Genomic DNA, 22,922 nt, shown 5'->3' with positions numbered 1-22,922 from the left:
AATCCAACAGTTGTTAGTTGTCTGATGACCTATAATTCTGTATGCTTGAAGCATCGTTGTCAAGAACCTGGACCAAAAATGATTCAGCCCCCCAGTAGCCCCCCAGCCGGCACCAGCCGCAACCGCCGTGGCGGCCTGGTTCAGGAAGTGGTGGTGTACCTGCAGCAACTGATCCAGTCTGGCCACATCAAGCCAGGCGACAAGCTGCCCACCGAGTCGGCCGTGATGTCCGATCTGGGGGTCAGCCGCACCGTTGTACGCGAAGCGATTTCCCGTTTGCAGGCTTCTGGTCAGGTCGAAACGCGGCACGGCATTGGCACGTTTGCCCTGGAAGCCCCCACGACACACAATTTCCGTATTGCCGAACAGGACATGGCCACCATCGACGATGTGATCGCCGTTCTGGAACTGCGCATCAGCCTGGAAACTGAGGCTGCAGGCCTGGCCGCGCAGCGTGCCACGCCTGAGCAACTGAACGCGATGGCCGCGGCACTTCGTGACTTTGCCACCGCCATCCACAGCCATTCAGACGCTGTGCCCAGCGACTTCCAATTCCACATGGAAGTCGCCAAGGCCACCGGCAACCGGCACTTTGCCGATCTGATGACCTACCTGGGCACACACATCATTCCGCGCACCCGCATCAAGACAGCCGACCAAGCCCCCGAAGGTCGCCAGGCCTATCTGGAGCGGGTGCACGGCGAGCACGAGAGCATCTGCAACGCCATCCGCAACCACGACCCGGAATCGGCCCGGGCAGCGATGCGCACCCACTTGTCCAACAGCCGGGACCGCCTGCGCAAAGCCCGGGATGAGGCCGTCTGACAACTTGAGTTGTACGATGTCCAGTGGAATTCGAGAACAAGTCCTGGGTGGACAATCCTCGGGTTTCTCTGAAAGTCCAAATCGCCATGAGCATCCTCCCCCCCTGCCCCCAATGCCAGTCCGAATTCACCTACGAAGACGGTAACCTGCTGATCTGCCCCAGCTGCGGCCACGAATGGAACCCCGCCGAAGCCGCTGTTGCTGATGTGACCAAGGTCTGGAAAGACGCCAACGGCAATGTGCTGCAGGACGGCGACACCGTCACCCTGGTCAAAGATTTGAAGATCAAGGGCTCGTCGTCGGTCGTCAAAGTCGGCACCAAGGTCAAAAACATCCGGCTGATCGAAGGCGACCACGACATCGACTGCAAGATCGAGGGTTTCGGGCCCATGCAGCTGAAAACCGAATTCGTCAAAAAAGCCTGACCCGGCATGAGCGACGACAACCAGATCTACCTGCCCGAGAGCTTCACGACGCTGTACGTGCCGCCCGGCAAAATCAAGCCCAGCATCGGCCAGCGCGAGATGGCCGAGCGCTATGAGCTGTGCGAGGATCTGGCCAACCTGCTGACCGAAAAAGCGGCCAACATGCAGTTCACGTTGGGCATCACCGAGGAGCTGGTGCTGGCGCAATGCGAGCTGGGCCTGTTGGCCGAGCCTGCGGTGGTGTCGCCCATGGAAGCTCGCTGGGTGGTGTGCCGCCTGGGCGAACTGCTGAACTGGCCCATAGACCAGCTGCTGCAAAACCCTGCGACGCAGGACCCGGTGGCTTAAACAGCCTTGTCCAGCCCCAACAAACGCACCGCGTTGTCTTTCAAGATGCCAGGCATCACCTCGGGGCGGAAACCAGCGACTTCAAAGTCTTTCATCCAGCGCTCGGGGGTGATGAGCGGGTAGTCGCTGCCAAACAAGATGCGGTCCTTGAGCAAGGTGTTGGCGTACTGGATCAGCTGCTTGGGAAAGTACTTGGGGCTCCAGCCCGACAGGTCAATCCACACATTGGGCTTGTGCGTGGCCACACTCAAAGCCTCGTCTTGCCAGGGAAAGCTCGGGTGGGCCATGACGATTTGCATGTCGGGCCAGTCGATGGCCACATCGTCGAGGTGCATCGGGTTGCTGTAGGCCAGGCGCAGGCCTCCGCCGCAGCGCATGCCCGAGCCAATGCCGCTGTGGCCGGTGTGGAAGATCGCAGGCAGCTTGTATTCGTTGATGACCTCGTAAATCGGCCAGGCCATCTTGTCGTAAGGGTGGTAGCCCTGCACCGTGGGGTGGAACTTGAAGCCCTTGATGCCCTCTTCCTTGATCAGGCGCTCGGCTTCGCGTGCGCCCATCTTGCCCTTGTGCGGATCGATGCTGGCAAAGGCGATCATCATGTCGCTGTTGTCGCGTGCGGCCTTGGCGATCTCTTCGTTGGGAATGCGCCGGCGGCCCAGCTGCGATTCGCTGTCCACAGTGAACATCACCAGGCCAATCTTTTTCTCGCGGTAATAGGCCACGGTTTCCTCGATCGTCGGGCGACGGTTGCTGCTAAAGAACTTGTCCGCGGCGCGGTCGTATTCCTCGCCATAGTTGTCAAACGGGTTCCAGCAACTCACTTCGGCATGGGTGTGGATGTCGATGGCGATCAGGTCTTGGTGTTTCATGGTTCGGTGTCTCCGTGCGTCCAGTGGACGATAGCCGATGTCGGCCGCTCAGGTCGATGCTTGCGCGCCCAGATCCCGTTTTTCCTTTGCAACCTAGGGAAACTCCCAAGAAACAAAGTCCATTGATCTGCTCACAATATCGTTATCAATAATAACCTTCTTGGCCATCTGGTCAAGTCATTTGAGAGACCCACCGATGACCAAGCAAAGCAATCCCATCCTTGACCGTGCCGCTGCCAATGGCGTTTCTCTGGAGATGCAAGGCGCTGTCGCTGTGGTGCGTCTGTGCCGCCCAGCCAAGCGCAACGCGCTGAGCGATGGCCTCATCGAAGCCCTGCGCGATGTCTTCCAGAATTTGCCTGCCGAAGCAGGCGCCGCCGTCATCCATGGCGAAGGCGACCACTTCTGTGCCGGTCTCGATCTGTCCGAACTCAAGGAACGGGATGCTGGCGAAGGCATTCACCATTCACGCAGCTGGCACGTGGCCTTGAATGCTGTCGAACAAGGCCGCGTACCGGTGGTGGCTGCTTTGCACGGCGCGGTGGTCGGTGGCGGTCTGGAGCTGGCCAGCGCCAGCCACATCCGTGTGGCCGATGAAAGCACCTTCTACGCCCTGCCCGAAGGCACACGCGGCATCTTCGTGGGCGGCGGCGGCTCGGTGCGTGTGCCCAAGCTGATTGGCGCAGCCCGCATGACCGACATGATGCTCACAGGCCGTGTGTACAACGCGCAAGACGGTGAACGTGTGGGCTTTGCCCAGTACCTCGTGCCCACCGGCACGGCCTTGACCAAGGCCATCGAGCTGGCCACCCGCATCGCCACCAACGCGCCCTTGACCAACTTTGCCCTGATGCACGCCCTGCCGCGCATCGCCGAGCAGCCCGCCGACCACGGCTTCTTCACCGAAGCATTGATTTCGTCGATTGCGCAGGCTGCACCTGAGGCCAAAGCCCGTGTGCGCGCTTTCCTCGAAGGCAAGGCCGCCAAAGTGCAAAAGGCCTGAGCCCGCGCACCCCAGAACACCGGAGACCCACCATGAGTGCACCCCAATTCCGTCCATTGAAGTTCGGCGTGACCCGTGTCAGCCTGCGCGATGGCGTGCCTGGCACACACTACCTCCAAGCCGACCAGGAACTGCAAGCCTATCCGGAGCGCCTGACAGACCGGCTGAAGCACTGGGCCAGCGTCAAGCCCGAGCACAGCTTCATGGCACGCCGCGTCAAGCAGGCCGACGGTTCGCTGGGCGACTGGAAACACATCACTTATGCCGAGGCCTGGGCCGCGGCCCGCAGCATCGCACAAGGCCTGATCGACCGTGGCCTGAACGCCGAGCGCCCTGTGGTGATCCTGAGCGAAAACAGCCTGGAGCATGCGCTGCTGGCTCTGGGCGCCATGGTCGCTGGCGTGCCCTTTGTGCCGACCTCGCCGCCCTACTCGCTGGTGAGTGTCGACTACGACAAACTCAAGCATGTGCTCAAGACCGTGACTCCTGGCATGGTGTTCGCCTCTGACACGCGTTATGCCAAAGCCATTGCCGCCACGGTCAGCGGCGACATGGAAGTCGTGATGGTCGAGGGCAGCGTGGAAGGTCGCCAAGTGACCACCTTTGAGAGCCTGTGCGCGACAGCCGCCACGCCTGCGGTGGATGCGGCCATGGCCGCCACGGGTTCCGACACCATCGTCAAGTTCCTGTTCACCAGCGGCTCGACCAAACTGCCCAAGGCCGTCATCAATACCAACCGCATGTGGTGCGCCAACCAGCAACAAATGGCGCAGTCCATGCCCGTGCTGGCCGAAAAGGAGCTGGTGCTGGTCGACTGGCTGCCCTGGAACCACACCTTTGGCGGCAACCACAACTTCGGCATGGTCGTCTTCCACGGCGGCACCCTGTACATCGACGACGGCAAGCCCACGCCTGCCCTGATGCACGAGACCCTCCGCAACCTGCGCGAGATCGCACCCACGGTGTACTTCAATGTGCCCACAGGCTTTGAAGCCATTGCCAACGCGATGAAAACCGACGATGCCTTGCGCAAGACGCTGCTCTCGCGCGTGCAGATGTTCTTCTATGCAGGTGCCGCGTTGGCGCAGCCGATCTGGGACAGCCTGTACGAATCGCAAGAGCGTGAAATCGGCGAACGCATCGTCATGGGCACGGGCCTGGGCATGACCGAGTCCGGTCCGTTCGGCATCTTCGTGACCAACCCCTTTGTGCATGCTGGCGATCTGGGTGTACCCACGCCGGGCCTGGAACTCAAGCTGGTGGACATGCAAGGCAAAACCGAAGTGCGTTACCGTGGCCCCAACATCACGCCCGGCTACTGGCGCAATGCCGAAGAAACCGCTGGCGCTTTTGACGAAGAAGGTTTCTTCAAAACCGGCGATGCAGTCAAGTGGATCGACGAGACCGATGTGCACCTGGGTCTGAAGTTCGACGGCCGCATCGCTGAAGACTTCAAGCTGGCCACCGGCACCTTTGTGAGCGTGGGCCCGCTGCGCGGCAAGATCATCGCCGCCGGGGCTCCTTACATCCAGGATGCGGTGCTCACCGGCCTCAACATGAAGGAAGTCGGCGCCATGATTTTCCCGACACCCGCTGTCCGGGCGCTCAGCGGCTTGGGTGCCGATGCTCCCATGTCGGACGTGCTGGCCTCGGCCCCGGTGCTGGCCAAGTTCCAGGAGATCGTCAACGCGCTGGCCCAAACCAGCACCGGCAGTGCCAACCGCATTGCGCGCCTGTGCCTGCTGAGTGAGCCACCCACCATCGACAAGGGTGAAATCACCGACAAAGGCTCGATCAACCAGCGCTCGGTGCTCACCCACCGCGCTGACACCGTGGCGGCGCTGCACGCCGATACGCTGCACTACATCGTCAAGCCCCAGGCTTGAAACCAGTCCAGAAAGAAGAAAAACATGGCCTCCAAAGGATTTTTCAACGCGTTTGCTGATGTGTGGATGCACGAGGGCGTGCGCACGCCCATGGTCGATTACTGTGGCGCATTGGGTCACATCTCGCCCACCGATCTGGGCATCAAGGCCGCCCGCGAAGCTTTGAAGCGCGCAGGTATTGCCGCCACCGAGATCGGCTCGGTCATCACCGGCAACATGGCCCCTGGCGACTTTGACCAGTTCTTCCTGCCCCGTCACATTGGCTTGTATGCCGGTGTGCCGCAAGAAGTGCCCGCCATCATGACCCAGCGCATTTGCGGCACAGGCTTTGAACTGTTCCGCCAGGCCGGTGAGCAGATCGAAGCGGGCGTGTGCGACGCGGCGCTGGTGGTCGGTACCGAAAGCATGACGCGCAACCCGATTGCCGCCTTTGACCACCGCACCGGCTTCAAACTGGGCGCACCCGTGGGTTTCAAGGACTACATGTGGGAAGCGCTGAAAGACCCGGCGGCTGGTATCAACATGATCCAGACCGCCGAGAACCTGGCCAAAAAATACAACATCACCCGTGAAGACGTGGACCAGTTCGCCTCCGATTCGTTCGCCAAGGCCGTGGCCGCGCAAGCAGCTGGGTTCCATGCGGGCGAGATCGTGGCCGTGGTCACCGAAAAGTTTGAACTCGAAGGTTACAAGGCCCGTGGCATCAAGCTGCAAGGCAAAGTGACCGAGGTCAGCACCGACACCCACCCCCGCATCTCGCCACCCGAAGTGCTGGCCAAGCTCAAGTCCGTCTACGAAGGCGGCGTGCAGACCGGTGGCAACAGCTCGGCCCTGGTGGATGCGGCAGCGGCCTGCGTGGTCACATCGGGTGCCTATGCCAAAGCGAACAACAAAAAGCCGCTGGCCCGCGTGGTCGCCGCCGCGGCAGTGGGCGTGCCACCCGAGATCATGGGCATTGGCCCAGCCCCGGCGATCCGCCTGCTGCTGGAACGCACGGGCCTGAAGCTGTCCGACATTGGGCGCTTTGAAATCAACGAAGCCCAAGGCGCACAAACCCTGGCCGTGGGCCGTGAGCTGGGCCTGGACTTGTCCAAGCTCAATGTCAACGGCGGCGCGATTGCCCTGGGCCACCCGCTGGCCGCCACCGGCGTGCGGCTGACCATCACGCTGGCACGCGAACTCAAGCGCAGCGGCTTGCGCTACGGCATCTCCAGCGCCTGCGTGGGCGGAGGTCAGGGCATTGCGCTGCTGATCGAAAACCCCGAAGCTGTCTGAACCACTCAACCCTCATTTGAAAGACACACCATGAACATCCAAGGACAAGCCGCATTGGTCACCGGCGGCGGCTCCGGCCTCGGTGAAGCCACCGCCCGCGAACTCGCCCGCCTGGGCGCCAAGGTCGCGGTGCTCGACCTCAACATGGACAACGCCGAACGCGTGGCCAAAGACATTGGCGGCCTGGCGGTGCATTGCAACGTGTCGGACCCGGACAGCATGGCCAAAGCCATCGAGACCGCCGCAGCTGCACACGGCCCCGCCCGCATCCTGATGCAAATCGCTGGCATCGGCACCGCCAAACGTGTGGTCGGCAAAGACGGCAACGCGGCACCGCTCGAAGACTTCGCCAAGGTCATCAACGTCAACCTGATCGGCACTTACAACGCAGCCCGCCTGTTTGCAGCCGCCTGTGCCAAGCTGGGCCCCATGGACGACAACGCCCGTGGCGTCATGGTCTTCACCGCCTCGGTCGCAGCCTTTGATGGTCAAGTGGGTCAGCAGGCCTACAGCGCCTCCAAAGCGGGCGTAGCGGGCATGACCCTGCCCATGGCGCGCGATTTGGCCCAACACGGCATCCGCGTGTGCACCATCGCCCCTGGCCTCTTCGCTACACCTTTGCTCAAGGGACTGCCCGAGCCCGTGCAGCAATCGCTGGCCGCCAGCATCCCCTTCCCTGCCCGCCTGGGCAAACCCAGAGAATTTGCCGAACTGGCCTGCCATATCGTGAGCAACGACCACCTGAACGGCGAAGTCATCCGCCTGGATGGCGCACTGCGCATGGCCCCCCGTTAAGAGAGCCCCCATGAGCAAAACCGTTGTTTACGAAGTGCAAGTGATGTTCGGTGACTGCGACCCCGCAGGCATCGTCTTCTTCCCCAACTTCTCCAAGTGGATGGACGCTTCGTCTTTGAATTTCTTCGTCCAGTGTGGAGTACCGCCCTGGCGCGAACTGGTCAAGACGCGCGGCATCATCGGCACACCGCTGCTGGAGATCAACACCAAGTTCATCCGCCCCGCTACCTATGGTGAAACCCTGCAGATCCACACCAGTGTGCAAGAGTGGCGCGAGAAGGTCATCGTGCACAAGCACGTGGTCATGCGCGGCGACACTGTGTTGTGCGAAGGCACCGAAGTGCGCGCTTTCTGCATCAAGCACCCCGACGACCCGGACCGCATCAAAGCCATTCCAGTGCCTGAGGACATCAAGGCCCTGTGCTCATGATCCGGGCATGGGTGGTGTTCAGCCTTTCCATTTTTCCCTAACCTGCGTTTTCCAACTAACCCATCGAGGAGACAAGCATGACCAACCGTCGTGAATTCATTCAATCCGCCGTCAGCGCTGCAGTGCTGGGCAGCACCGCATTCCAGCAAGCCTGGGCCCAAAGCGGTCTGCCCATTGAGCAAGTGAAGGTGCTCTATGGCTTCCCGCCCGGCAGCGCTGGCGACATCTGCGCCCGCCGTGTCGCTGAAAAATTTGGCGGTACGCCCTACAGCAAAAACGCCGGCATCATCGACAGCCGCCCGGGGGCTGGCGGTCAGATTGCCTTGAACTTGCTCAAAAGCGCGCCCGCAGACGGTTCCGTGCTGGCAATGACCCCGTTTTCTCCCATTTCGCTCTACCCCCACATCTTCAAGAACCTGCAATACAAGCCGTTTGAAGACTTCACCCCCGTGGGGACAGCCTCCATGATCCACCACGGTTTTGCTGTGGGCCCCATGGTGCCTGCCAGCGTCAAAAACGTGAAAGACTTTGTGGCCTGGGCCAAAGCCAATCCTGCACAGGCCAGCTACGGCTCACCTGCTGCAGGCTCCACACCGCACTTCATTGGCGCTTTGCTGGGTCTGAACCAGAACTTCGAGTTCAAGCATGTGCCTTATCGTGGATCCGTGCCCGGCGTGACCGATGTGGTCGGCGGCCAGATCGCCTGCATGTTCACCCCACACGGCGACTTCATCGCCAACCACAAAGCCGGCAAGATGCGCATCATCGCCACCTCGGGCAAAACCCGTTCGCCCTTTGTGCCCGATGTCCCCACATTCGCAGAGCAGGGCTTTCCTGAGTTGACGGTGGAAGAGTGGTTTGGTTTTTACGCTCCTGCCAAAACACCGGCCAACGTGATCCAAGCCGTGAATGCGGCCATCAACGCAGCACTGAAAGACAAAGGCGTGCAAGACGCCCTGACGGTGGTCGGTTTGATCCCCTACGGCGGCACACCCGCCGACCAGCTCAAGAGTTCCCAAGTGGAACTCGAACGTTGGGGTCCGCTGATCAAGCGCATTGGTTTCACTGTGGACTCCTGATCTGCGGGTCTGACGTTCCCCTCCGGAGCACCCTTGTGGTGCTCCGGCGTTCTTGATTGACTCACCTAAGCCATGACCGCCTACCAACCCCGCACCGACGACATGCAGTTTGTGTTGTCCCGCGTCCTGAACGCGCCCGCCAAGCTGCAAGCCCTGCCCGCCTTTGCCGAGGTGGACCCGGACTTGATGCAGCAAGTGCTCGATGAAGCAGGCAAGTTCGTGGGCGAGGTGATTGCCCCGCTCAACCGCGATGGCGATGAAATCGGCGCGCAATGGAAAGACGGCGCGGTCACCATGCCACCGGGCTTCAAGGACGCCTACCAATCCTTTTGGCAATCAGGCTGGCCCGCGCTGGCCGCCAGCGCCGAAGACGGCGGCCAAGGCCTGCCCAGCGTGCTCGAAGCCATGCTGTACGAAATGCTGTCGGCCGCCAACCACGGCTGGACCATGGCACCCGGCCTGCTGCATGGTGCCTACGAATGCATCAAGCACCACGCCAGCGACGAGCTGAAATCACAGTATTTGGAGAAAGTCGCTACCGGCGAATGGCTGGCCACCATGTGCCTGACCGAGCCGCATGCGGGCTCCGACCTGGGCCTGGCCCGCACCAAGGCCGTGCCCCTGCCCGATGGGAAGTACGCGGTCAGCGGCACCAAGATATTCATCTCGGGGGGCGAACACGACCTCACCGACAACATCGTGCACCTGGTGCTTGCCCGCCTGCCCGACGCGCCGCCCGGCCCCAAAGGCCTGTCGCTGTTCCTGGTGCCCAAGTTCTACCCGGACGGCAGCCGCAGCCGCGTGCATTGCGACCGCATCGAAGAAAAAATGGGCCTGCACGGCAGCCCCACTTGCGTGATGCGTTTTGACGAAGCGGTGTGCTCGATCGTGGGCGAGCCCGGCAAAGGCCTGAACGCGATGTTCGTGATGATGAACGCCGCACGCCTGCACGTGGCCCTGCAAGGCATTGGCCTCTTGGATGCGGCTTGGCAAAAAGCCGATGCCTATGCACAAGAGCGCCGCCAGATGCGTGCGCCGGGCAAGGGCAAGTCAGCGGCAGAAGCCGACTTCATTGCCGAGCACCCCGCCATGCGCCGCATTCTGGACACGCAGCGTGCCTGGGTCGATGCCGGTCGTGTACTGGCCTACCGCACCGCGCTGGAACTCGACCTGATCAAGCACAGCCCCGACACCGCCACGCAGGTCGCCGCCCAGCGCTGGTGCGCGTTGGTCACGCCGGTCATGAAATCGGTCTTCACCCACCAGGCCTTCCATGGCGGCAGCGACTGCCTGCAGGTGTTTGGCGGCCATGGCTACGTGCGCGAATGGGGCATCGAGCAAATCGTGCGCGACGCCCGCGTGGCCATGATTTACGAAGGCACCAACGAGATTCAGGCGATTGACCTCTTGGTGCGCAAGGTTTTGGGCGATGGCGGCCAAAGCATGAACGCCCTGCTCGACACCCTGGCGGCCGACCTGCCCCCAGCCGCCAAAGCCAGTACCCCAGCGCAAGCACGCATCCAGACCCTGCGCGCCGTGACCGAGCAGATCGTCAAAGCCGCGCCGCAAGACGCAGCCCTGGCCTTCCGTGTGGCCGACGACTACCTGCGCGCCGTGGCCCTGGTGCTGATGGACTGGGCCTGGTTGCGCATCGAGGCGGGCGTCGATGCCGACACACCCCACGCGCAGACGCGCTGGCAAGCGCCAGCCCAAGCCTTGCGCCAATGGGTGATGCCCGAATTCCAGATGCGAAGCTTCATCATCGTGCAGCAATGCACGGGTGTGGCGACCTGATCCGTCCAGGACGCACCATGGCCAACGCCAACCCGTCCCGTACCCAACGCCCAAGCCGCCGCGCCTCGTCAAGTGCCCCAAGCCTGCCTGTGGTCAGCGCCGTGGAACAGGTCGACACCTCTTACCTGCAAACCCTGCTGGGCTACAACGCCCGTCGCGCGGCCCTGACCATCATCGAAGGCTTTCTGGAGCGCATGGCCGAATTTGGTCTGCGGCCGGTGGACTTTTCGGTGATGTCGGTCATTCAACACAACCCCGGCGTGACCTCGCGCCAGCTGTGCGCCGCGTTGAACCTGCTGCCACCCAATCTGGTGGGGCTGATCCAGTCACTCGAAACACGTGGCCTGATCCACCGACTGCCTCACCCTACCGATGGCCGGGCGGTCGGATTGCACCCCACACCCGAAGGCGCCGCGCTGATGCAAAAGGCCGAGCAGGCGGCCACCGACCTGGAAGAGGCCCGCTCGGCCCGACTGACCGCCGCCCAGCGCAAGACACTGCTGGAATTGCTGCAAAAAATCTACCTCTGAGGTGCTGCCACGCCGCCCATGATGGCGTCTGAGCGACAGCCTGGTGCAGCCGGCTCTGGCAGGATGGTGCCTCCTCACCAACGCATGCCCCCCCAATGAACACCTCTTTGCCCGTTGACAGTGCCCAGGCTTTGCTGATCGCTCGTGTATGGATGCCCGGTGCAGGCCCCACCCTGGTGGCCGTGACCGAGGCGGCGGTGCATGACCTCAGCACGCTGGCCGCCACCTGCAGCGATTTGCTCGACCTGCCCGATGTGGCGGCCCAGGTGCGCCAGTGTCTGACCGAAGGCCGTGCCGCTCCAGTCGCCAGCACGGCCGCTGTGCTGGCCAACAGCGATGCCGCTGAGCGCGACCCCCAAGCGCCCTGGTTCATGGCCCCTTGTGACCTGCAAGCCATCAAGGCCGCAGGCGTGACTTTTGTGGCCAGCATGCTCGAGCGCGTCATCGAAGAACAAGCCCGTGGCGACGCCAGCCGTGCCGAAGCCGTGCGCCAAGCGGTGGTGGCCGTGATCGGCGACAACCTGCGCAGCGTCAAACCCGGCTCGCCCGAATCGGCCAAGCTCAAAGAGGTGTTGCTGGCCCAAGGCATGTGGTCGCAATACCTCGAAGTGGGCATTGGCCCGGACGCAGAAATCTTCACCAAAGCCCAAGCCATGAGCGCCGTGGGCAGCGGCAGCCCGGTGGGCATCCACCCCGGCAGCGCATGGAACAACCCCGAGCCTGAAGTCGTGCTGGCGGTCAACTCGCGTGGCACCGTGGTGGGCGCCACCTTGGGCAACGATGTCAACCTGCGCGATTTTGAGGGCCGCAGCGCCTTGCTGCTGGGCAAAGCCAAGGACAACAACGCCAGTTGCGCCATCGGCCCCTTCATCCGGCTGTTTGACGCGCACTTCGGCATCGACGATGTGCGCCGCTGCGAGCTGACCTTGACCGTACAGGGACCCGAAGGCTTTGTCATGCAAGGGAGCAGCTCACTCGGCCAGATCAGCCGCGACCCGCTCGATCTGGTCAGCCAGGCGATGGGCCCCTGCCACCAGTACCCGGACGGCATGATGCTGTTCCTGGGCACCATGTTCGCGCCGACCCAGGACCGCCACGGCCCGGGCCAGGGCTTCACCCACGTGGTGGGTGACCAGGTCTGCGTTTCCACCCCGCTGCTCGGTGCTTTGGTCAACCAGGTCACCACCTCAGACCAAGCCGCGCCATGGACCTATGGTGTGCGGGCCTTGATGCAGGATCTGGCGCGCCGGGGTCTGCTGGCATAATTTCGGGCTTGAACGAGGCCTGTTGTGGCCTCTTTTTTTCCTGAAAGAACACCATGAACACCACCCCCTCCGGCCTGCAATATGAAGACACCGTGGTTGGCGAAGGCGCAGAAGCCACCCAAGGCCAGGACGTCACTGTGCACTACACCGGCTGGCTCTACAAAGACGGCCAGCAAGGCGCCAAGTTCGATTCCAGCCGCGACCGCCGCGATCCCTTCGTGTTCCCACTGGGCGCGGGCATGGTCATCAAAGGCTGGGACGAAGGCGTGGCAGGTATGAAAGTGGGCGGTCAGCGCACGCTGATCATCCCTGCCGAGCTGGGTTACGGTGCCCGTGGCGCAGGTGGCGTGATTCCGCCCAATGCCACCCTCAAGTTCGATGTTGAACTGCTGGCATTGAACTGATTCCCGATCTGCTCAGGCTTTTGCTCACCTACCGCCCGCATTTTTGCGGGCGTTTTTCTGCCTTTTTCAGATGCCCTCTTGAAACAAGGCATTTCAGCCTTATTTGGAATAAGTATTACTTTTTTGCGGACATTGTTCATGTCAGAAGCCACCCCCAACCCCGAAAACAAACCTCTGAACGACGAAGAGCTGGCGGCCACTGCTGCAGCCCCCGTTGACCCGCTGGCCGACGCCCAGGCCGAACTGGCCAACCTGAAGGCCCAAAACGCCGATCTGGCCGACCAGTACCTGCGTGCCCAGGCCGATGTGCAAAACGCCCGCCGCCGTGCGGACGAAGAAATCAGCAAAGCCCGCAAGTTTGCTGTGGAAGGCTTTGCCGACAGCCTCTTGCCCGTGCTTGACAGCCTGGAAGCCGGTCTGGCCATCCCCAACGCCACGCTGGAACAAATCCGCGAAGGTTCTGAAGCCACCCTGCGCCAGCTCAAAAGCGCGCTGGAGCGCAACAAGGTGGTCGAGATCGCCCCGGCTGCGGGCACCAAGTTCGACCCACACCACCACCAAGCCATCAGCGTGGTACCGGCCGAGCAGGAGGCCAACACCGTGGTCACCGTGCTGCAAAAGGGCTACCTGATCGCCGAGCGCGTGTTGCGCCCGGCCCTGGTGACGGTCACCGCCCCCAAATAAAGCGGCCTTGGAACACGGCCTCTGAACGCGGCCTCAAAACCGCAAAAACCTTTTTTGGCGTGGGGGGACTTGAAAAGTTGCCACCCCGCCCCACTTGCAGACCATCTGCACTTTCACTGAATTTTGGAGAAAAACATGGGAAGAATCATCGGTATTGACTTGGGTACCACCAACTCGTGCGTGGCCATCATGGAAGGCAACACCACCAAGGTGATCGAGAACGCCGAAGGCGCGCGCACCACGCCTTCGATCATTGCCTACCAGGAAGACGGCGAGATCCTCGTCGGCGCCTCGGCCAAGCGCCAGGCCGTCACCAACCCCAAGAACACACTGTACGCGGTCAAGCGCCTGATCGGTCGCAAGTTCACCGAGAAGGAAGTCCAGAAAGACATCGACCTGATGCCCTACACCATCGCCAAGGCCGACAACGGTGACGCCTGGGTCGAGGTGCGAGGCAACAAGATGGCCCCGCCCCAGATCAGCGCCGAAATCCTGCGCAAGATGAAGAAAACCGCCGAAGACTACCTCGGCGAAGACGTGACCGAGGCCGTCATCACGGTGCCGGCCTACTTCAACGACGCACAACGCCAGGCCACCAAGGACGCGGGCCGCATCGCCGGACTCGACGTCAAGCGCATCATCAACGAACCCACTGCGGCCGCTCTGGCTTTCGGTCTGGACAAGAACGAAAAGGGTGACCGCAAGATCGCCGTGTACGACCTGGGTGGCGGCACGTTCGACGTGTCCATCATCGAAATCGCCGACGTGGACGGCGAGAAGCAGTTCGAAGTGCTGTCCACCAACGGTGACACCTTCCTGGGTGGTGAAGACTTCGACCAGCGCATCATCGACTACATCATCGAAGAGTTCAAGAAAGAGTCCGGCGTCAACCTCAAGCAGGACGTGCTGGCCCTGCAGCGCCTGAAGGAAGCCGCCGAAAAAGCCAAGATCGAGCTGTCCTCGTCTTCGGCCACCGACGTCAACCTGCCCTATATCACGGCCGATGCCACCGGCCCCAAGCACCTGAACGTCAAGCTCACCCGCGCCAAGTTCGAGTCGCTGGTGGAAGACCTGATCGAGCGCTCCATCGCCCCCTGCCGCATCGCCATCAAGGACGCCGGCATCAGCGTGGGTGACATCGACGACGTGATCCTGGTCGGCGGCCAGACCCGCATGCCCAAGGTGCAAGACAAGGTCAAGGAATTCTTCGGCAAGGAGCCCCGCAAGGACGTCAACCCCGACGAAGCCGTGGCCGTGGGTGCTGCCATCCAGGGTCAGGTGCTCTCGGGTGACCGCAAGGACGTGCTGCTGCTGGACGTGACCCCTTTGAGCCTGGGCATCGAGACCATGGGCGGTGTCATGACCAAGATGATCACCAAGAACACCACCATCCCGACCAAGTTCGCCCAGACCTTCTCGACCGCCGAGGACAACCAGCCCGCCGTGACCATCAAGGTGTTCCAGGGTGAACGCGACATCGCCAGCGGCAACAAGCTGCTGGGCGAGTTCAACCTCGAAGGCATCCCGCCCGCAGCCCGTGGCACACCTCAGATCGAAGTGTCGTTTGACATCGACGCCAACGGCATCTTGCACGTGGGCGCCAAAGACAAAGGCACCGGCAAGGAAAACAAGATCACCATCAAGGCCAACTCCGGTCTGTCTGAAGAAGAAATCCAGCAAATGGTGAAAGACGCCGAGCTGAACGCTGCCGAAGACAAGAAGAAGCTGGAACTGGTGCAAGCCCGCAACTCGGGTGAAGCATCGGTGCACAGCGTCAAGAAGAGCTTGACCGAGCATGGCGACAAAATCGAAGCGGCTGAAAAAGAAGCCATCGAGAAAGCCATCAAGGAGCTCGAAGAAGTACTGACGGGCGAAGACAAAGACGCCATCGAAGCCAAGACCGAGGCCCTGATGACGGCCAGCCAGAAACTGGGCGAGAAGGTCTATGCCGAAATGCAGGCCCAACAAGCCGCCGCAGGCGCAGGCGCTGAGCAAGCCAAGCCCCAGGACGACAACGTCGTGGACGCTGAAGTCAAGGAAGTCAAAAAGGGCTGATGCCCCTGTCCTGCAGCTTCGGCTGCCATCCCGCCGCGCAAGCCGATTCAGCCCCCTGAATCGCCTTCGCGGCGTTCTTGTTCTAACGGTTTGATTCCCACATGGCCAAACGAGATTTTTACGAAGTGCTGGGCGTTGCCAAAAACGCCTCGGACGATGACATCAAAAAGGCTTATCGCAAGCTGGCGATGAAGTTCCACCCTGACCGCAACCAGGGGGATGCCGCCAAGGATGCCGAAGCCAAATTCAAGGAAGTCAAAGAGGCCTACGAAATGCTGTCCGACTCGGACAAGCGCGCGGCCTACGACCAGTACGGCCACGCCGGGGTCGACCCCAACATGCGCGGCGGCCCTGGTGGCGCTGAAGGCTTTGGTGGTTTTGGTGAGGCTTTTGGCGACATCTTTGGCGACATCTTCGGGGGCGGCGGTCGTGGTGGCCGCAGTGGCCGCCAGGTCTTCCGGGGCAACGACCTGAGTTACGCCATGGAGGTCACACTCGAAGAGGCTGCCAACGGCAAGGATGCCCAACTGCGCATCCCCAGCTGGGAAGAGTGCGACACCTGCAGCGGCTCCGGCGCCAAACCTGGCACCAGCGCCAAGACCTGTTCGACCTGCCACGGTCAGGGCCAGGTGCAGATGCGCCAGGGCTTTTTCAGCGTGCAGCAAACCTGTCCGCACTGCCGCGGCACGGGCAAGATCATCCCCGACCCTTGCGGCACCTGCCACGGCCAAGGCAAGCTCAAAAAGCAAAAGACGCTGGAAGTCAAAATCCCGGCCGGCATCGACGACGGCATGCGCATCCGCAGCGCAGGCAACGGTGAGCCCGGCACCAATGGCGGCCCCGCAGGCGACCTGTACATCGAAATCCGCCTCAAAAAGCACGACATCTTCGAGCGCGATGGCGACGACCTGCACTGCGCGGTGCCCATCAGCTTCACCAAAGCAGCACTGGGCGGCGAGATCGAAGTGCCCACGCTGGGCGGCAAGGCGGCCATCGACATCCCCGAAGGCACCCAAACCGGCAAGCAGTTCCGTTTGCGCGGCAAAGGCATCAAGGGCGTGCGCGGCAGCTACCCCGGCGATCTGTATTGCCACATCACGGTCGAGACGCCCGTCAAGCTCACCGAGCACCAGAAAAAACTGCTGAAAGAGTTTGACGAGTCCCTGAAAAAGGGTGGCGCCAAGCACCAGCCCAGCGAAGGCAGCTGGACCGACAAGCTCAAAGGCTTCTTTGGCGCTTGAACGCACACAGTCATGAAAAGGCCCGCCAATGCGGGCCTTTTATCTTGATGCGGATCAAGAACGCCTCGGCAAGGCGACCTAACATGGGGGCATGAGCGCCACCATCACCTTCCTCGGCGGAGCCGACACCGTCACCGGCTCCAAATACCTGATCGAGCACAACGGGCAGCGCCTGCTGGTCGACTGCGGCTTGTTCCAGGGCTACAAGCAATTGCGGCTGCGCAACTGGAACCCCTTGCCGGTGCCCGCCAAAGAGATCGATGCGGTCATCCTGACGCACGCCCACCTGGACCACAGTGGCTACCTGCCGCTGCTGGTGAAGGACGGCTACACAGGCGACATCCACGGCACCACAGGCACCTGTGACCTGTGCCGCATCCTGCTGCCCGACAGCGGGCACATCCAGGAAGAAGACGCCTTCTTTGCCAACCGGCACGGTTTCTCCAAACACTCACCCGCCCTGCCGCTGTACACCAAGCAGGACGCCTTGGACAGCCTCAAACAACTGCGCGCCGAAAAGCAAGGCCAATGGTTCGAACCCATCCGAGGCTGGAAGGCCCGTCTGCAGCCTGCGGGCCACATTTTGGGTGCATCCAGTCTGCTGCTCGAAGTGGCTGGGCGCCGCATACTGTTTTCGGGCGATCTGGGCCGCCCGGACGACACCTTGATGAACCCGCCCGAGCCGCCGCCCCAGGCCGACACGGTGCTGATCGAGTCCACCTACGGCGACCGCCAGCACCCGCAGGAGAAACTGTTTGCCGAACTGGGCCCTCTGCTGCAAAAACTGGCCAAGCGCGGCGGCGTGGCGGTGGTGCCGGTGTTTGCCGTGGGCCGCGCTCAAGCCGTGCTGCACACCATTGCGCAGCTCAAGGCCGCGGGCGAATTGCCCAAGAGCCTGCCCATCTTTCTGGACAGCCCGATGGCGATCCACACCACGGCCTTGTTTGAACGGCACATGGGCGAGCACCGGCTGAGCCTGGCCGAGGTCCACGCCATGGACCGGGTGGCCACCATGCTCGAAACGCCAGAACAGTCCAAGTCGCTGGCTGCACGCCACGGCCCCATGGTGATCCTGGCCGCCAGCGGCATGGCCACGGGCGGGCGGGTGCTGCACCATCTGGCCAACTATGTGGGCGACCACCGCAACATGGTCATCCTGACCGGCTACCAGGCTCCGGGCACACGCGGCGCCACACTGGCCAGTGGCCGCAACACGGTGCGCATCCATGGGCAAGACGTGGCGGTGCGAGCCGAGGTGGTGCAGATCGAATCGGCTTCTGCCCACGCAGACGGCAACCAGCTGCTGAGCTGGCTGCACAAAATGCCCAGCGCTCCTGGACAGATCTATGTGGTGCACGGGGAGCGCGAGGCGTCGGACATGCTGCGCCAGCGGATCGAGCACGAGATCAAGTGGCGCGCCGTGGTGCCGGAGATGGGGTCGGTTTGGCCCCTGTGAGCCAGGGACATGAAGCGGTGCACTGAGTGAGGGACAATCGGGGTCTGCTTTGCACACCTTGCCATGATCCAGAAATTTCTGCGCACCCATGCCCCTTCGGGCGTTCATCCGCTTTGGCTCACCACCTTGACCACGCTGTGGCTGGTCACCCTGGCCAACATCCCACTGTGGCGACAGCTGCAGCAACTGCCGGAGGTCAGCGGCCTCAGAGGCCTGCTGTTTGGTCTGGGCATGGCGACCACGATCGCTGGGCTGACCCACGCCCTGCTGAGCCTGCTCAATGTGCGATGGCTGATCAAACCCGTGCTGACCGTGTTCCTGCTGAGTGCGGCGTCCGGCGCTTACTTCATGATGAGCTACGGCATCGTGATCGATCCGACCATGATCCAGAACGTGGCCCAAACCGACCCCAAGGAAGCCGCCGACCTCTTCAATTGGCGCATGTTGGTGGTGATGGGCCTGCTCGGGGTGTTGCCCGCCTGGGCCCTCTGGCAGGTTCCCGTCAAACCCATTGCCCCCCTCAAAAGCCTGGTCGCCAACACGCTGGCCTTGATCGCATCGGTCGTGGTCATGGTGCTGAGCCTGCTGGCCATCTACCAGGATTTCGCCTCGGTCATGCGCAACCACACACAGGTCCGCTACCTGATCAACCCCCTCAACAGTTTCTACGCGATAGGCAAAGTGGCGGCGCAACCCTTGCAGCGTGAGAACAAAGTGATCCTGCCCTTGGGTGAAGATGCCCGCCTGACCCTGGCTGACAGCCAAGCGCCTGCCACGGTGGTGCTGGTGCTGGGTGAAACCGCCCGCATGGGCAACTTTGGCATCAATGGCTACGAGCGCAACACCACCCCGCGCCTGGCGCAGGAGTCCGTCATCAGCCTGCGCAACGTGATGTCGTGCGGCACCAGCACCGCCGCATCGGTGCCCTGCATGTTCTCGCACCTGGGCCGCGAGGGCTACGACAAACGCAGCGCCAACCACGAAAGCGTACTGGACGTGCTGCAACGTGCCGGACTGGCGGTGTTGTGGATCGACAACCAGTCGGGTTGCAAAGGCGTTTGCGACCGCGTGCCCCACGTCAACACCAGTGACCTGAAAGTCAGCCCCCATTGCGACGGCGGCGAGTGCCACGACGCAGTCATGCTGCACGATTTGAACGCACGCATCGCCCAATTGCCAGCCGAGCGGCGAGCCAAGGGGGTGGTGATCGTCATGCACCAGATGGGCAGCCACGGGCCCGCGTACCACAAGCGTGTGCCCGCCAGTTTCAAGAAGTTCCAGCCCGAATGCACCAGCAACGCCTTGCAACAATGCTCACGCGAGCAGGTGGTCAACGCTTATGACAACACCATCCTGTACACAGACCATTTTCTGACCGAAACCATCCACTGGCTCCAGCAGCAAAAAGGCCCCAGCGCCCTGATGTATGTGTCAGACCACGGTGAGTCCCTGGGTGAAAACAACCTCTACCTGCACGGCTTGCCTTATGCGGTCGCACCCGATGTGCAAAAACGCGTGGCCTGGATCAACTGGTTTTCGGACAGTTTTGAACGCCAGCGGCAGATCGGCCGCAGTTGCCTGCAGCAAAAGCTGCAAGCCCCCTTGAGCCACGACAACTACTTTCACTCGGTGCTCGGGCTGACGGGTGTGCACACCAGCGTTTACCAAAGTGCGCTGGACATCTTTGCCAGCTGCCGCCCCGCCCCTTGAGGGTTCAAAGGAAACGGTCGAGCAGCTTGCGTGAATGGCGGTCCATGGCCGCCAGATCACGGATCAGGTATTGCACGCCATCGGCGTCGTTGATCAGGAGCACACGGCCCGTGAGGCGGCGGATGTCTTCCTCGCCCTTGAGCATGAAACGGGTCGTTCCCCGGTCGGTTTGCACCGTCCAGGTGCTGGGTGTCACCAGACTGCTCACGCTTTTGAGCTGCTGGATTTCGGGCAGAAATTCGCGCTCCTGCATGGCTTCACGCAAGCGTGTCTGCAGTTCAGCTTCCACCTCGTCCAGACGGTCAAACCAGGCCAGCTCGTGCCCTTCGATGTCCATCACCCCAGCACCCAGCTCAGGCGCTGTGACGGGGTAGGCCCTCACCACCACCACCTGCTCGTGTCGCACACCTTGTGCATCGGTCCAGACCCAACGGCCCAGCGCGTCGCGTTGCAAATCGCCGCTCATGCTGTCACTCCTTGCGCTTGACCCGAACCGAGCACGGCACCTTCGGCTTCGGCCTGCCGTTGCTGGGCTTCATAAAGGCGCCAGTAAGCCCCCTGGGTTTGCATGAGCTCGTCGTGCGAGCCCTCTTCGACCACCAGACCTTTGTCCATCACCACCAGACGATCGGCCTTGCGCAAGGTCGACAGACGGTGGGCAATGGCGATGGTCGTGCGTCCGCGCACCAGGTTGTCGAGTGCGCGCTGGATTTCCTTTTCGGTTTCTGTGTCGACCGCCGAAGTGGCCTCGTCCAGGATCAGGATGCGCGGGTTGATCAGCAATGCTCGGGCAATCGAGATGCGTTGGCGCTCACCGCCCGACAAACCTTGTCCGCGCTCGCCCACCAGCGAGTCGTAGCCCTGCGGCATGCGCAAAATGAACTCATGGGCGTGTGCTGCACGGGCTGCTGCCACAATGTCTTCACGCGTGGCCTCGGGTTTGCCGTAGGCGATGTTGTCCGCAATCGTGCCAAAAAACAGGAAGGGTTCCTGCAGCACCAGCCCGATCTGGCGGCGGTAATCCGCGATTTTGAGCTGGCGGATGTCCACGCCGTCGAGCGTGATCGCGCCCTCGCTCAGGTCATAAAAACGGCAAATCAGGTTGACCAGCGTGCTCTTGCCCGAGCCGCTGTGGCCCACCAGGCCAATCATCTGCCCGGGCTGGATGTCGAGGTTGAGCTGGCGGATCACGGCCCGGTTGCCATAGCGGAACCCGGCATCACGCACGGCAATGTGCCCTGTCACCTTGGCGGGCAAGGCCACAGGCTGTGTCGGCTCAGGCACGCTGGAGACCTGGTCCAGGATGTCAAAAATGCGCTTCGCACCCGAAGCAGCCTTCTGGGTGTGCGAGACGATGCGGCTCATGGAGTCCAGCCGCGTGTAAAAGCGACCGATGTAGGCCAGGAACGCCGTCATCACACCCACGGTGATCTTGTCGTGGGCCACCAGCCAGATGCCAAAGCCCCAGACCACCAGCAAACCCACCTCGGTCATGAGCGTGACCGTGGGAGAGAACAGCGACCAGACCCGGTTGAGCCTGTCATTGACCTGCAGGTTGTGGCGGTTGGCGTCCTTGAAGCGTTGGGCTTCGCGGTCTTCCTGGGCAAACGCCTTCACCACCCGGATGCCCGGAATGGTGTCGGCCAGCACATTGGTCACCTCGGCCCAAACACGGTCGATTTTTTCAAAGCCGGTGCGCAACTTCTCGCGGACCACATGGATCAGCCAGCCAATGAAGGGCAACGGCAGCAAGGTCACAGCCGCCAATGTGGGGTTGATGGAAATCAGGATCACGGCTGTCATCGCGATCATCAACACATCGGTCGCGAAGTCAAGCAGGTGCAGCGACAAGAACACGTTGATCCGGTCGGTCTCGTTGCCAATGCGGGCGATCAGGTCACCCGTGCGGCGCTCGCCAAAGTATTCCAGCGACAGGTTCAGCAGATGCTGGTAGGTGGTGGTGCGTAAATCGGCGCCAATGCGCTCGGAGACCAGCGCCAGGATGTAGGTCTTGGCCCAGCCCAGTCCCCAGGCCAGCATGGCCGAACCCAATAGACCGAGCAGGTACCAGGACACCTGGGTCGGGTCGATCGGCTTGCCACTCTGGTAGGGGATCAGGACCTCGTCCATCAGCGGCATCGTCAGATAAGGCGGCACCAGCGTCGCGGCCGTGGCCGCGAGGGTGAGCACAAAGCCCAACAGCAGGGATTGGCGGTAGGGTCGGGCAAAACGCCACAACTTGAGCAGCGTCCAGGTCGACGGCGGGGTCAGGTCTTCTCGGCCGCAGCTGGTGCACTCCTCGTCGTCTTCGCTGAGCACCGCCTGACACACCGGACAGACCGAGCCGGACAGGCGTTTTTGAAGCGGAACCCCCTCGGCCTCCTGGGCCAGGTGCAATTCCAGCTGCCCGACCATGCGTGCTGCGGCGGCCTGCAAGCCCAAAGTGAAGCGCCAAACGCCCAAACGCTGGGCACCATCGGTCAATTCCAGAGTCCCCACACCGGCGTGGTCGCTCAATTTCAGCGTTAAATGAGGCTTCAAGTCCCAACTTTGCCAATTTTTTTGATCTTCAAAGCGCGTCAAGAGCCGTTGATCGGTCAAAATAAGGGCAGTTTTTGCGAACTTCAGTGCCTTGTTCAGGTCAACTTCAAGAAAGGCTGAGACGTTTTCATCAGGTCGAAACAATGCTTTGACCTCCATTAGCCAAGCATCCGGGATGACCGGACGTGACGCAGAGGATGTGTTTGGAGTCATGTAATACAAACCTGAAGCGGACCGGGATCTCCCGGCACCACGAAATCTTCCGATTGATAAACGGCACCGTTTATGCCCATGCACCCAGTCATCA

At 61.9% G+C, this 22,922-nt stretch carries 21 protein-coding genes; 18 read left to right on the top strand and 3 right to left on the bottom strand.

Annotated features, from left to right (window positions below; all coding sequences use genetic code 11):
* The first annotated feature begins 78 nt into the window (after positions 1 to 78).
* From IC609_RS08200 to IC609_RS08190, 3 genes are all read left to right on the top strand, one after another.
* The gene (locus IC609_RS08200) at positions 79 to 825 is read left to right on the top strand and encodes a FadR/GntR family transcriptional regulator (protein WP_191819028.1); all 747 of its coding nucleotides are present in this window, start codon (positions 79 to 81) and stop codon (positions 823 to 825) included.
* A gap of 86 nt (positions 826 to 911) precedes the next feature.
* Positions 912 to 1,250, top strand: a complete 339-nt coding sequence (locus IC609_RS08195; protein WP_191819027.1) for a zinc ribbon domain-containing protein YjdM — start codon at positions 912 to 914, stop codon at positions 1,248 to 1,250.
* 6 nt (positions 1,251 to 1,256) lie between these two features.
* Positions 1,257 to 1,598 (top strand): ATPase with chaperone activity, encoded by a 342-nt coding sequence (locus tag IC609_RS08190; RefSeq protein WP_191819026.1) that lies wholly within the window; start codon positions 1,257 to 1,259, stop codon positions 1,596 to 1,598.
* On the opposite strand, the gene IC609_RS08185 is transcribed toward IC609_RS08190, so the two are convergent.
* Positions 1,595 to 2,467, bottom strand: coding sequence for an amidohydrolase family protein (locus IC609_RS08185; protein WP_191819025.1), 873 nt, complete (start codon positions 2,465 to 2,467; stop codon positions 1,595 to 1,597). The genes IC609_RS08190 and IC609_RS08185 overlap by 4 nt on opposite strands.
* Positions 2,468 to 2,663: 196 nt before the next feature.
* On the opposite strand from IC609_RS08185, the gene IC609_RS08180 reads away from it, so the two are divergent.
* The 15 genes from IC609_RS08180 to IC609_RS08110 all read left to right on the top strand — a co-directional run bounded on the left by IC609_RS08180 (position 2,664) and on the right by IC609_RS08110 (position 20,074).
* On the top strand, positions 2,664 to 3,470 hold the full coding sequence (locus IC609_RS08180; protein ID WP_191819024.1) for a crotonase/enoyl-CoA hydratase family protein: 807 nt from the start codon (positions 2,664 to 2,666) through the stop codon (positions 3,468 to 3,470).
* A gap of 32 nt (positions 3,471 to 3,502) precedes the next feature.
* A complete protein-coding gene (locus tag IC609_RS08175) occupies positions 3,503 to 5,356 on the top strand; it encodes a feruloyl-CoA synthase (RefSeq protein ID WP_191819023.1) in 1,854 nt (617 codons plus the stop codon).
* 24 nt (positions 5,357 to 5,380) lie between these two features.
* The gene (locus IC609_RS08170; protein ID WP_191819022.1) at positions 5,381 to 6,631 is read left to right on the top strand and encodes a thiolase family protein; all 1,251 of its coding nucleotides are present in this window, start codon (positions 5,381 to 5,383) and stop codon (positions 6,629 to 6,631) included.
* A 30-nt stretch (positions 6,632 to 6,661) separates the two neighbouring features.
* Positions 6,662 to 7,426 carry an SDR family NAD(P)-dependent oxidoreductase gene (locus tag IC609_RS08165; RefSeq protein WP_191819021.1) on the top strand — a complete coding sequence of 255 codons (765 nt, stop codon included), beginning with the start codon at positions 6,662 to 6,664 and terminating at the stop codon, positions 7,424 to 7,426.
* Positions 7,427 to 7,436: 10 nt separating this feature from the next.
* Positions 7,437 to 7,856: an acyl-CoA thioesterase gene (locus tag IC609_RS08160; protein WP_191819020.1), complete on the top strand. Its 420-nt coding sequence runs from the start codon at positions 7,437 to 7,439 to the stop codon at positions 7,854 to 7,856.
* Positions 7,857 to 7,933: 77 nt separating this feature from the next.
* Positions 7,934 to 8,935 carry a Bug family tripartite tricarboxylate transporter substrate binding protein gene (locus IC609_RS08155; RefSeq protein ID WP_191819019.1) on the top strand — a complete coding sequence of 334 codons (1,002 nt, stop codon included), beginning with the start codon at positions 7,934 to 7,936 and terminating at the stop codon, positions 8,933 to 8,935.
* A gap of 72 nt (positions 8,936 to 9,007) precedes the next feature.
* Positions 9,008 to 10,729, top strand: a complete 1,722-nt coding sequence (locus IC609_RS08150; protein WP_191819018.1) for an acyl-CoA dehydrogenase family protein — start codon at positions 9,008 to 9,010, stop codon at positions 10,727 to 10,729.
* Positions 10,730 to 10,746: 17 nt separating this feature from the next.
* Entirely contained in the window at positions 10,747 to 11,259 is a 513-nt protein-coding gene (locus IC609_RS08145) for a MarR family winged helix-turn-helix transcriptional regulator (protein ID WP_191819017.1), read from the top strand.
* Between the two features lie 95 nt (positions 11,260 to 11,354).
* Entirely contained in the window at positions 11,355 to 12,524 is a 1,170-nt protein-coding gene (locus tag IC609_RS08140) for a fumarylacetoacetate hydrolase family protein (protein ID WP_191819016.1), read from the top strand.
* A 53-nt stretch (positions 12,525 to 12,577) separates the two neighbouring features.
* A complete protein-coding gene (locus IC609_RS08135; protein ID WP_191819015.1) occupies positions 12,578 to 12,928 on the top strand; it encodes an FKBP-type peptidyl-prolyl cis-trans isomerase in 351 nt (116 codons plus the stop codon).
* Positions 12,929 to 13,066: 138 nt separating this feature from the next.
* Positions 13,067 to 13,612: a nucleotide exchange factor GrpE gene (grpE, locus tag IC609_RS08130; RefSeq protein ID WP_191819014.1), complete on the top strand. Its 546-nt coding sequence runs from the start codon at positions 13,067 to 13,069 to the stop codon at positions 13,610 to 13,612.
* A gap of 135 nt (positions 13,613 to 13,747) precedes the next feature.
* Positions 13,748 to 15,667 (top strand): molecular chaperone DnaK, encoded by a 1,920-nt coding sequence (dnaK, locus tag IC609_RS08125; RefSeq protein ID WP_191819013.1) that lies wholly within the window; start codon positions 13,748 to 13,750, stop codon positions 15,665 to 15,667.
* 101 nt (positions 15,668 to 15,768) lie between these two features.
* A complete protein-coding gene (dnaJ, locus tag IC609_RS08120; protein WP_191819012.1) occupies positions 15,769 to 16,908 on the top strand; it encodes a molecular chaperone DnaJ in 1,140 nt (379 codons plus the stop codon).
* A gap of 91 nt (positions 16,909 to 16,999) precedes the next feature.
* Positions 17,000 to 18,364 carry an MBL fold metallo-hydrolase RNA specificity domain-containing protein gene (locus IC609_RS08115; RefSeq protein ID WP_191819011.1) on the top strand — a complete coding sequence of 455 codons (1,365 nt, stop codon included), beginning with the start codon at positions 17,000 to 17,002 and terminating at the stop codon, positions 18,362 to 18,364.
* Positions 18,365 to 18,427: 63 nt separating this feature from the next.
* Positions 18,428 to 20,074, top strand: a complete 1,647-nt coding sequence (locus IC609_RS08110; RefSeq protein ID WP_191819010.1) for a phosphoethanolamine transferase — start codon at positions 18,428 to 18,430, stop codon at positions 20,072 to 20,074.
* A gap of 4 nt (positions 20,075 to 20,078) precedes the next feature.
* Here IC609_RS08110 and IC609_RS08105 read toward each other — a convergent pair whose 3' ends face one another.
* Positions 20,079 to 20,540, bottom strand: a complete 462-nt coding sequence (locus IC609_RS08105; protein ID WP_191819009.1) for a cyanophycin metabolism-associated DUF1854 family protein — start codon at positions 20,538 to 20,540, stop codon at positions 20,079 to 20,081.
* Entirely contained in the window at positions 20,537 to 22,828 is a 2,292-nt protein-coding gene (locus IC609_RS08100; RefSeq protein ID WP_191819008.1) for a cyanophycin metabolism-associated ABC transporter, read from the bottom strand. The genes IC609_RS08105 and IC609_RS08100 overlap by 4 nt, the downstream gene beginning before the upstream one ends.
* Positions 22,829 to 22,922: the final 94 nt, after the last annotated feature.

The organism is Limnohabitans radicicola (genome assembly GCF_014837235.1).
Classification (GTDB): Bacteria; Pseudomonadota; Gammaproteobacteria; order Burkholderiales; family Burkholderiaceae_C; genus Limnohabitans_A; species Limnohabitans_A radicicola.
Note: the sequence above shows the minus strand (reverse complement) of the source record. Positions and strands in the feature narration are given on the sequence as shown.

Coding starts and splice junctions, on each gene's coding strand:
- IC609_RS08200 (WP_191819028.1), top strand. CDS start 79: ATGATTCAGCCCCCCAGTAGCCCCCCAGCCGGCACCAGCCGCAACCGC.
- IC609_RS08195 (WP_191819027.1), top strand. CDS start 912: ATGAGCATCCTCCCCCCCTGCCCCCAATGCCAGTCCGAATTCACCTAC.
- IC609_RS08190 (WP_191819026.1), top strand. CDS start 1,257: ATGAGCGACGACAACCAGATCTACCTGCCCGAGAGCTTCACGACGCTG.
- IC609_RS08185 (WP_191819025.1), bottom strand. CDS start 2,467: ATGAAACACCAAGACCTGATCGCCATCGACATCCACACCCATGCCGAA.
- IC609_RS08180 (WP_191819024.1), top strand. CDS start 2,664: ATGACCAAGCAAAGCAATCCCATCCTTGACCGTGCCGCTGCCAATGGC.
- IC609_RS08175 (WP_191819023.1), top strand. CDS start 3,503: ATGAGTGCACCCCAATTCCGTCCATTGAAGTTCGGCGTGACCCGTGTC.
- IC609_RS08170 (WP_191819022.1), top strand. CDS start 5,381: ATGGCCTCCAAAGGATTTTTCAACGCGTTTGCTGATGTGTGGATGCAC.
- IC609_RS08165 (WP_191819021.1), top strand. CDS start 6,662: ATGAACATCCAAGGACAAGCCGCATTGGTCACCGGCGGCGGCTCCGGC.
- IC609_RS08160 (WP_191819020.1), top strand. CDS start 7,437: ATGAGCAAAACCGTTGTTTACGAAGTGCAAGTGATGTTCGGTGACTGC.
- IC609_RS08155 (WP_191819019.1), top strand. CDS start 7,934: ATGACCAACCGTCGTGAATTCATTCAATCCGCCGTCAGCGCTGCAGTG.
- IC609_RS08150 (WP_191819018.1), top strand. CDS start 9,008: ATGACCGCCTACCAACCCCGCACCGACGACATGCAGTTTGTGTTGTCC.
- IC609_RS08145 (WP_191819017.1), top strand. CDS start 10,747: ATGGCCAACGCCAACCCGTCCCGTACCCAACGCCCAAGCCGCCGCGCC.
- IC609_RS08140 (WP_191819016.1), top strand. CDS start 11,355: ATGAACACCTCTTTGCCCGTTGACAGTGCCCAGGCTTTGCTGATCGCT.
- IC609_RS08135 (WP_191819015.1), top strand. CDS start 12,578: ATGAACACCACCCCCTCCGGCCTGCAATATGAAGACACCGTGGTTGGC.
- grpE (WP_191819014.1), top strand. CDS start 13,067: ATGTCAGAAGCCACCCCCAACCCCGAAAACAAACCTCTGAACGACGAA.
- dnaK (WP_191819013.1), top strand. CDS start 13,748: ATGGGAAGAATCATCGGTATTGACTTGGGTACCACCAACTCGTGCGTG.
- dnaJ (WP_191819012.1), top strand. CDS start 15,769: ATGGCCAAACGAGATTTTTACGAAGTGCTGGGCGTTGCCAAAAACGCC.
- IC609_RS08115 (WP_191819011.1), top strand. CDS start 17,000: ATGAGCGCCACCATCACCTTCCTCGGCGGAGCCGACACCGTCACCGGC.
- IC609_RS08110 (WP_191819010.1), top strand. CDS start 18,428: ATGATCCAGAAATTTCTGCGCACCCATGCCCCTTCGGGCGTTCATCCG.
- IC609_RS08105 (WP_191819009.1), bottom strand. CDS start 20,540: ATGAGCGGCGATTTGCAACGCGACGCGCTGGGCCGTTGGGTCTGGACC.
- IC609_RS08100 (WP_191819008.1), bottom strand. CDS start 22,828: ATGACTCCAAACACATCCTCTGCGTCACGTCCGGTCATCCCGGATGCT.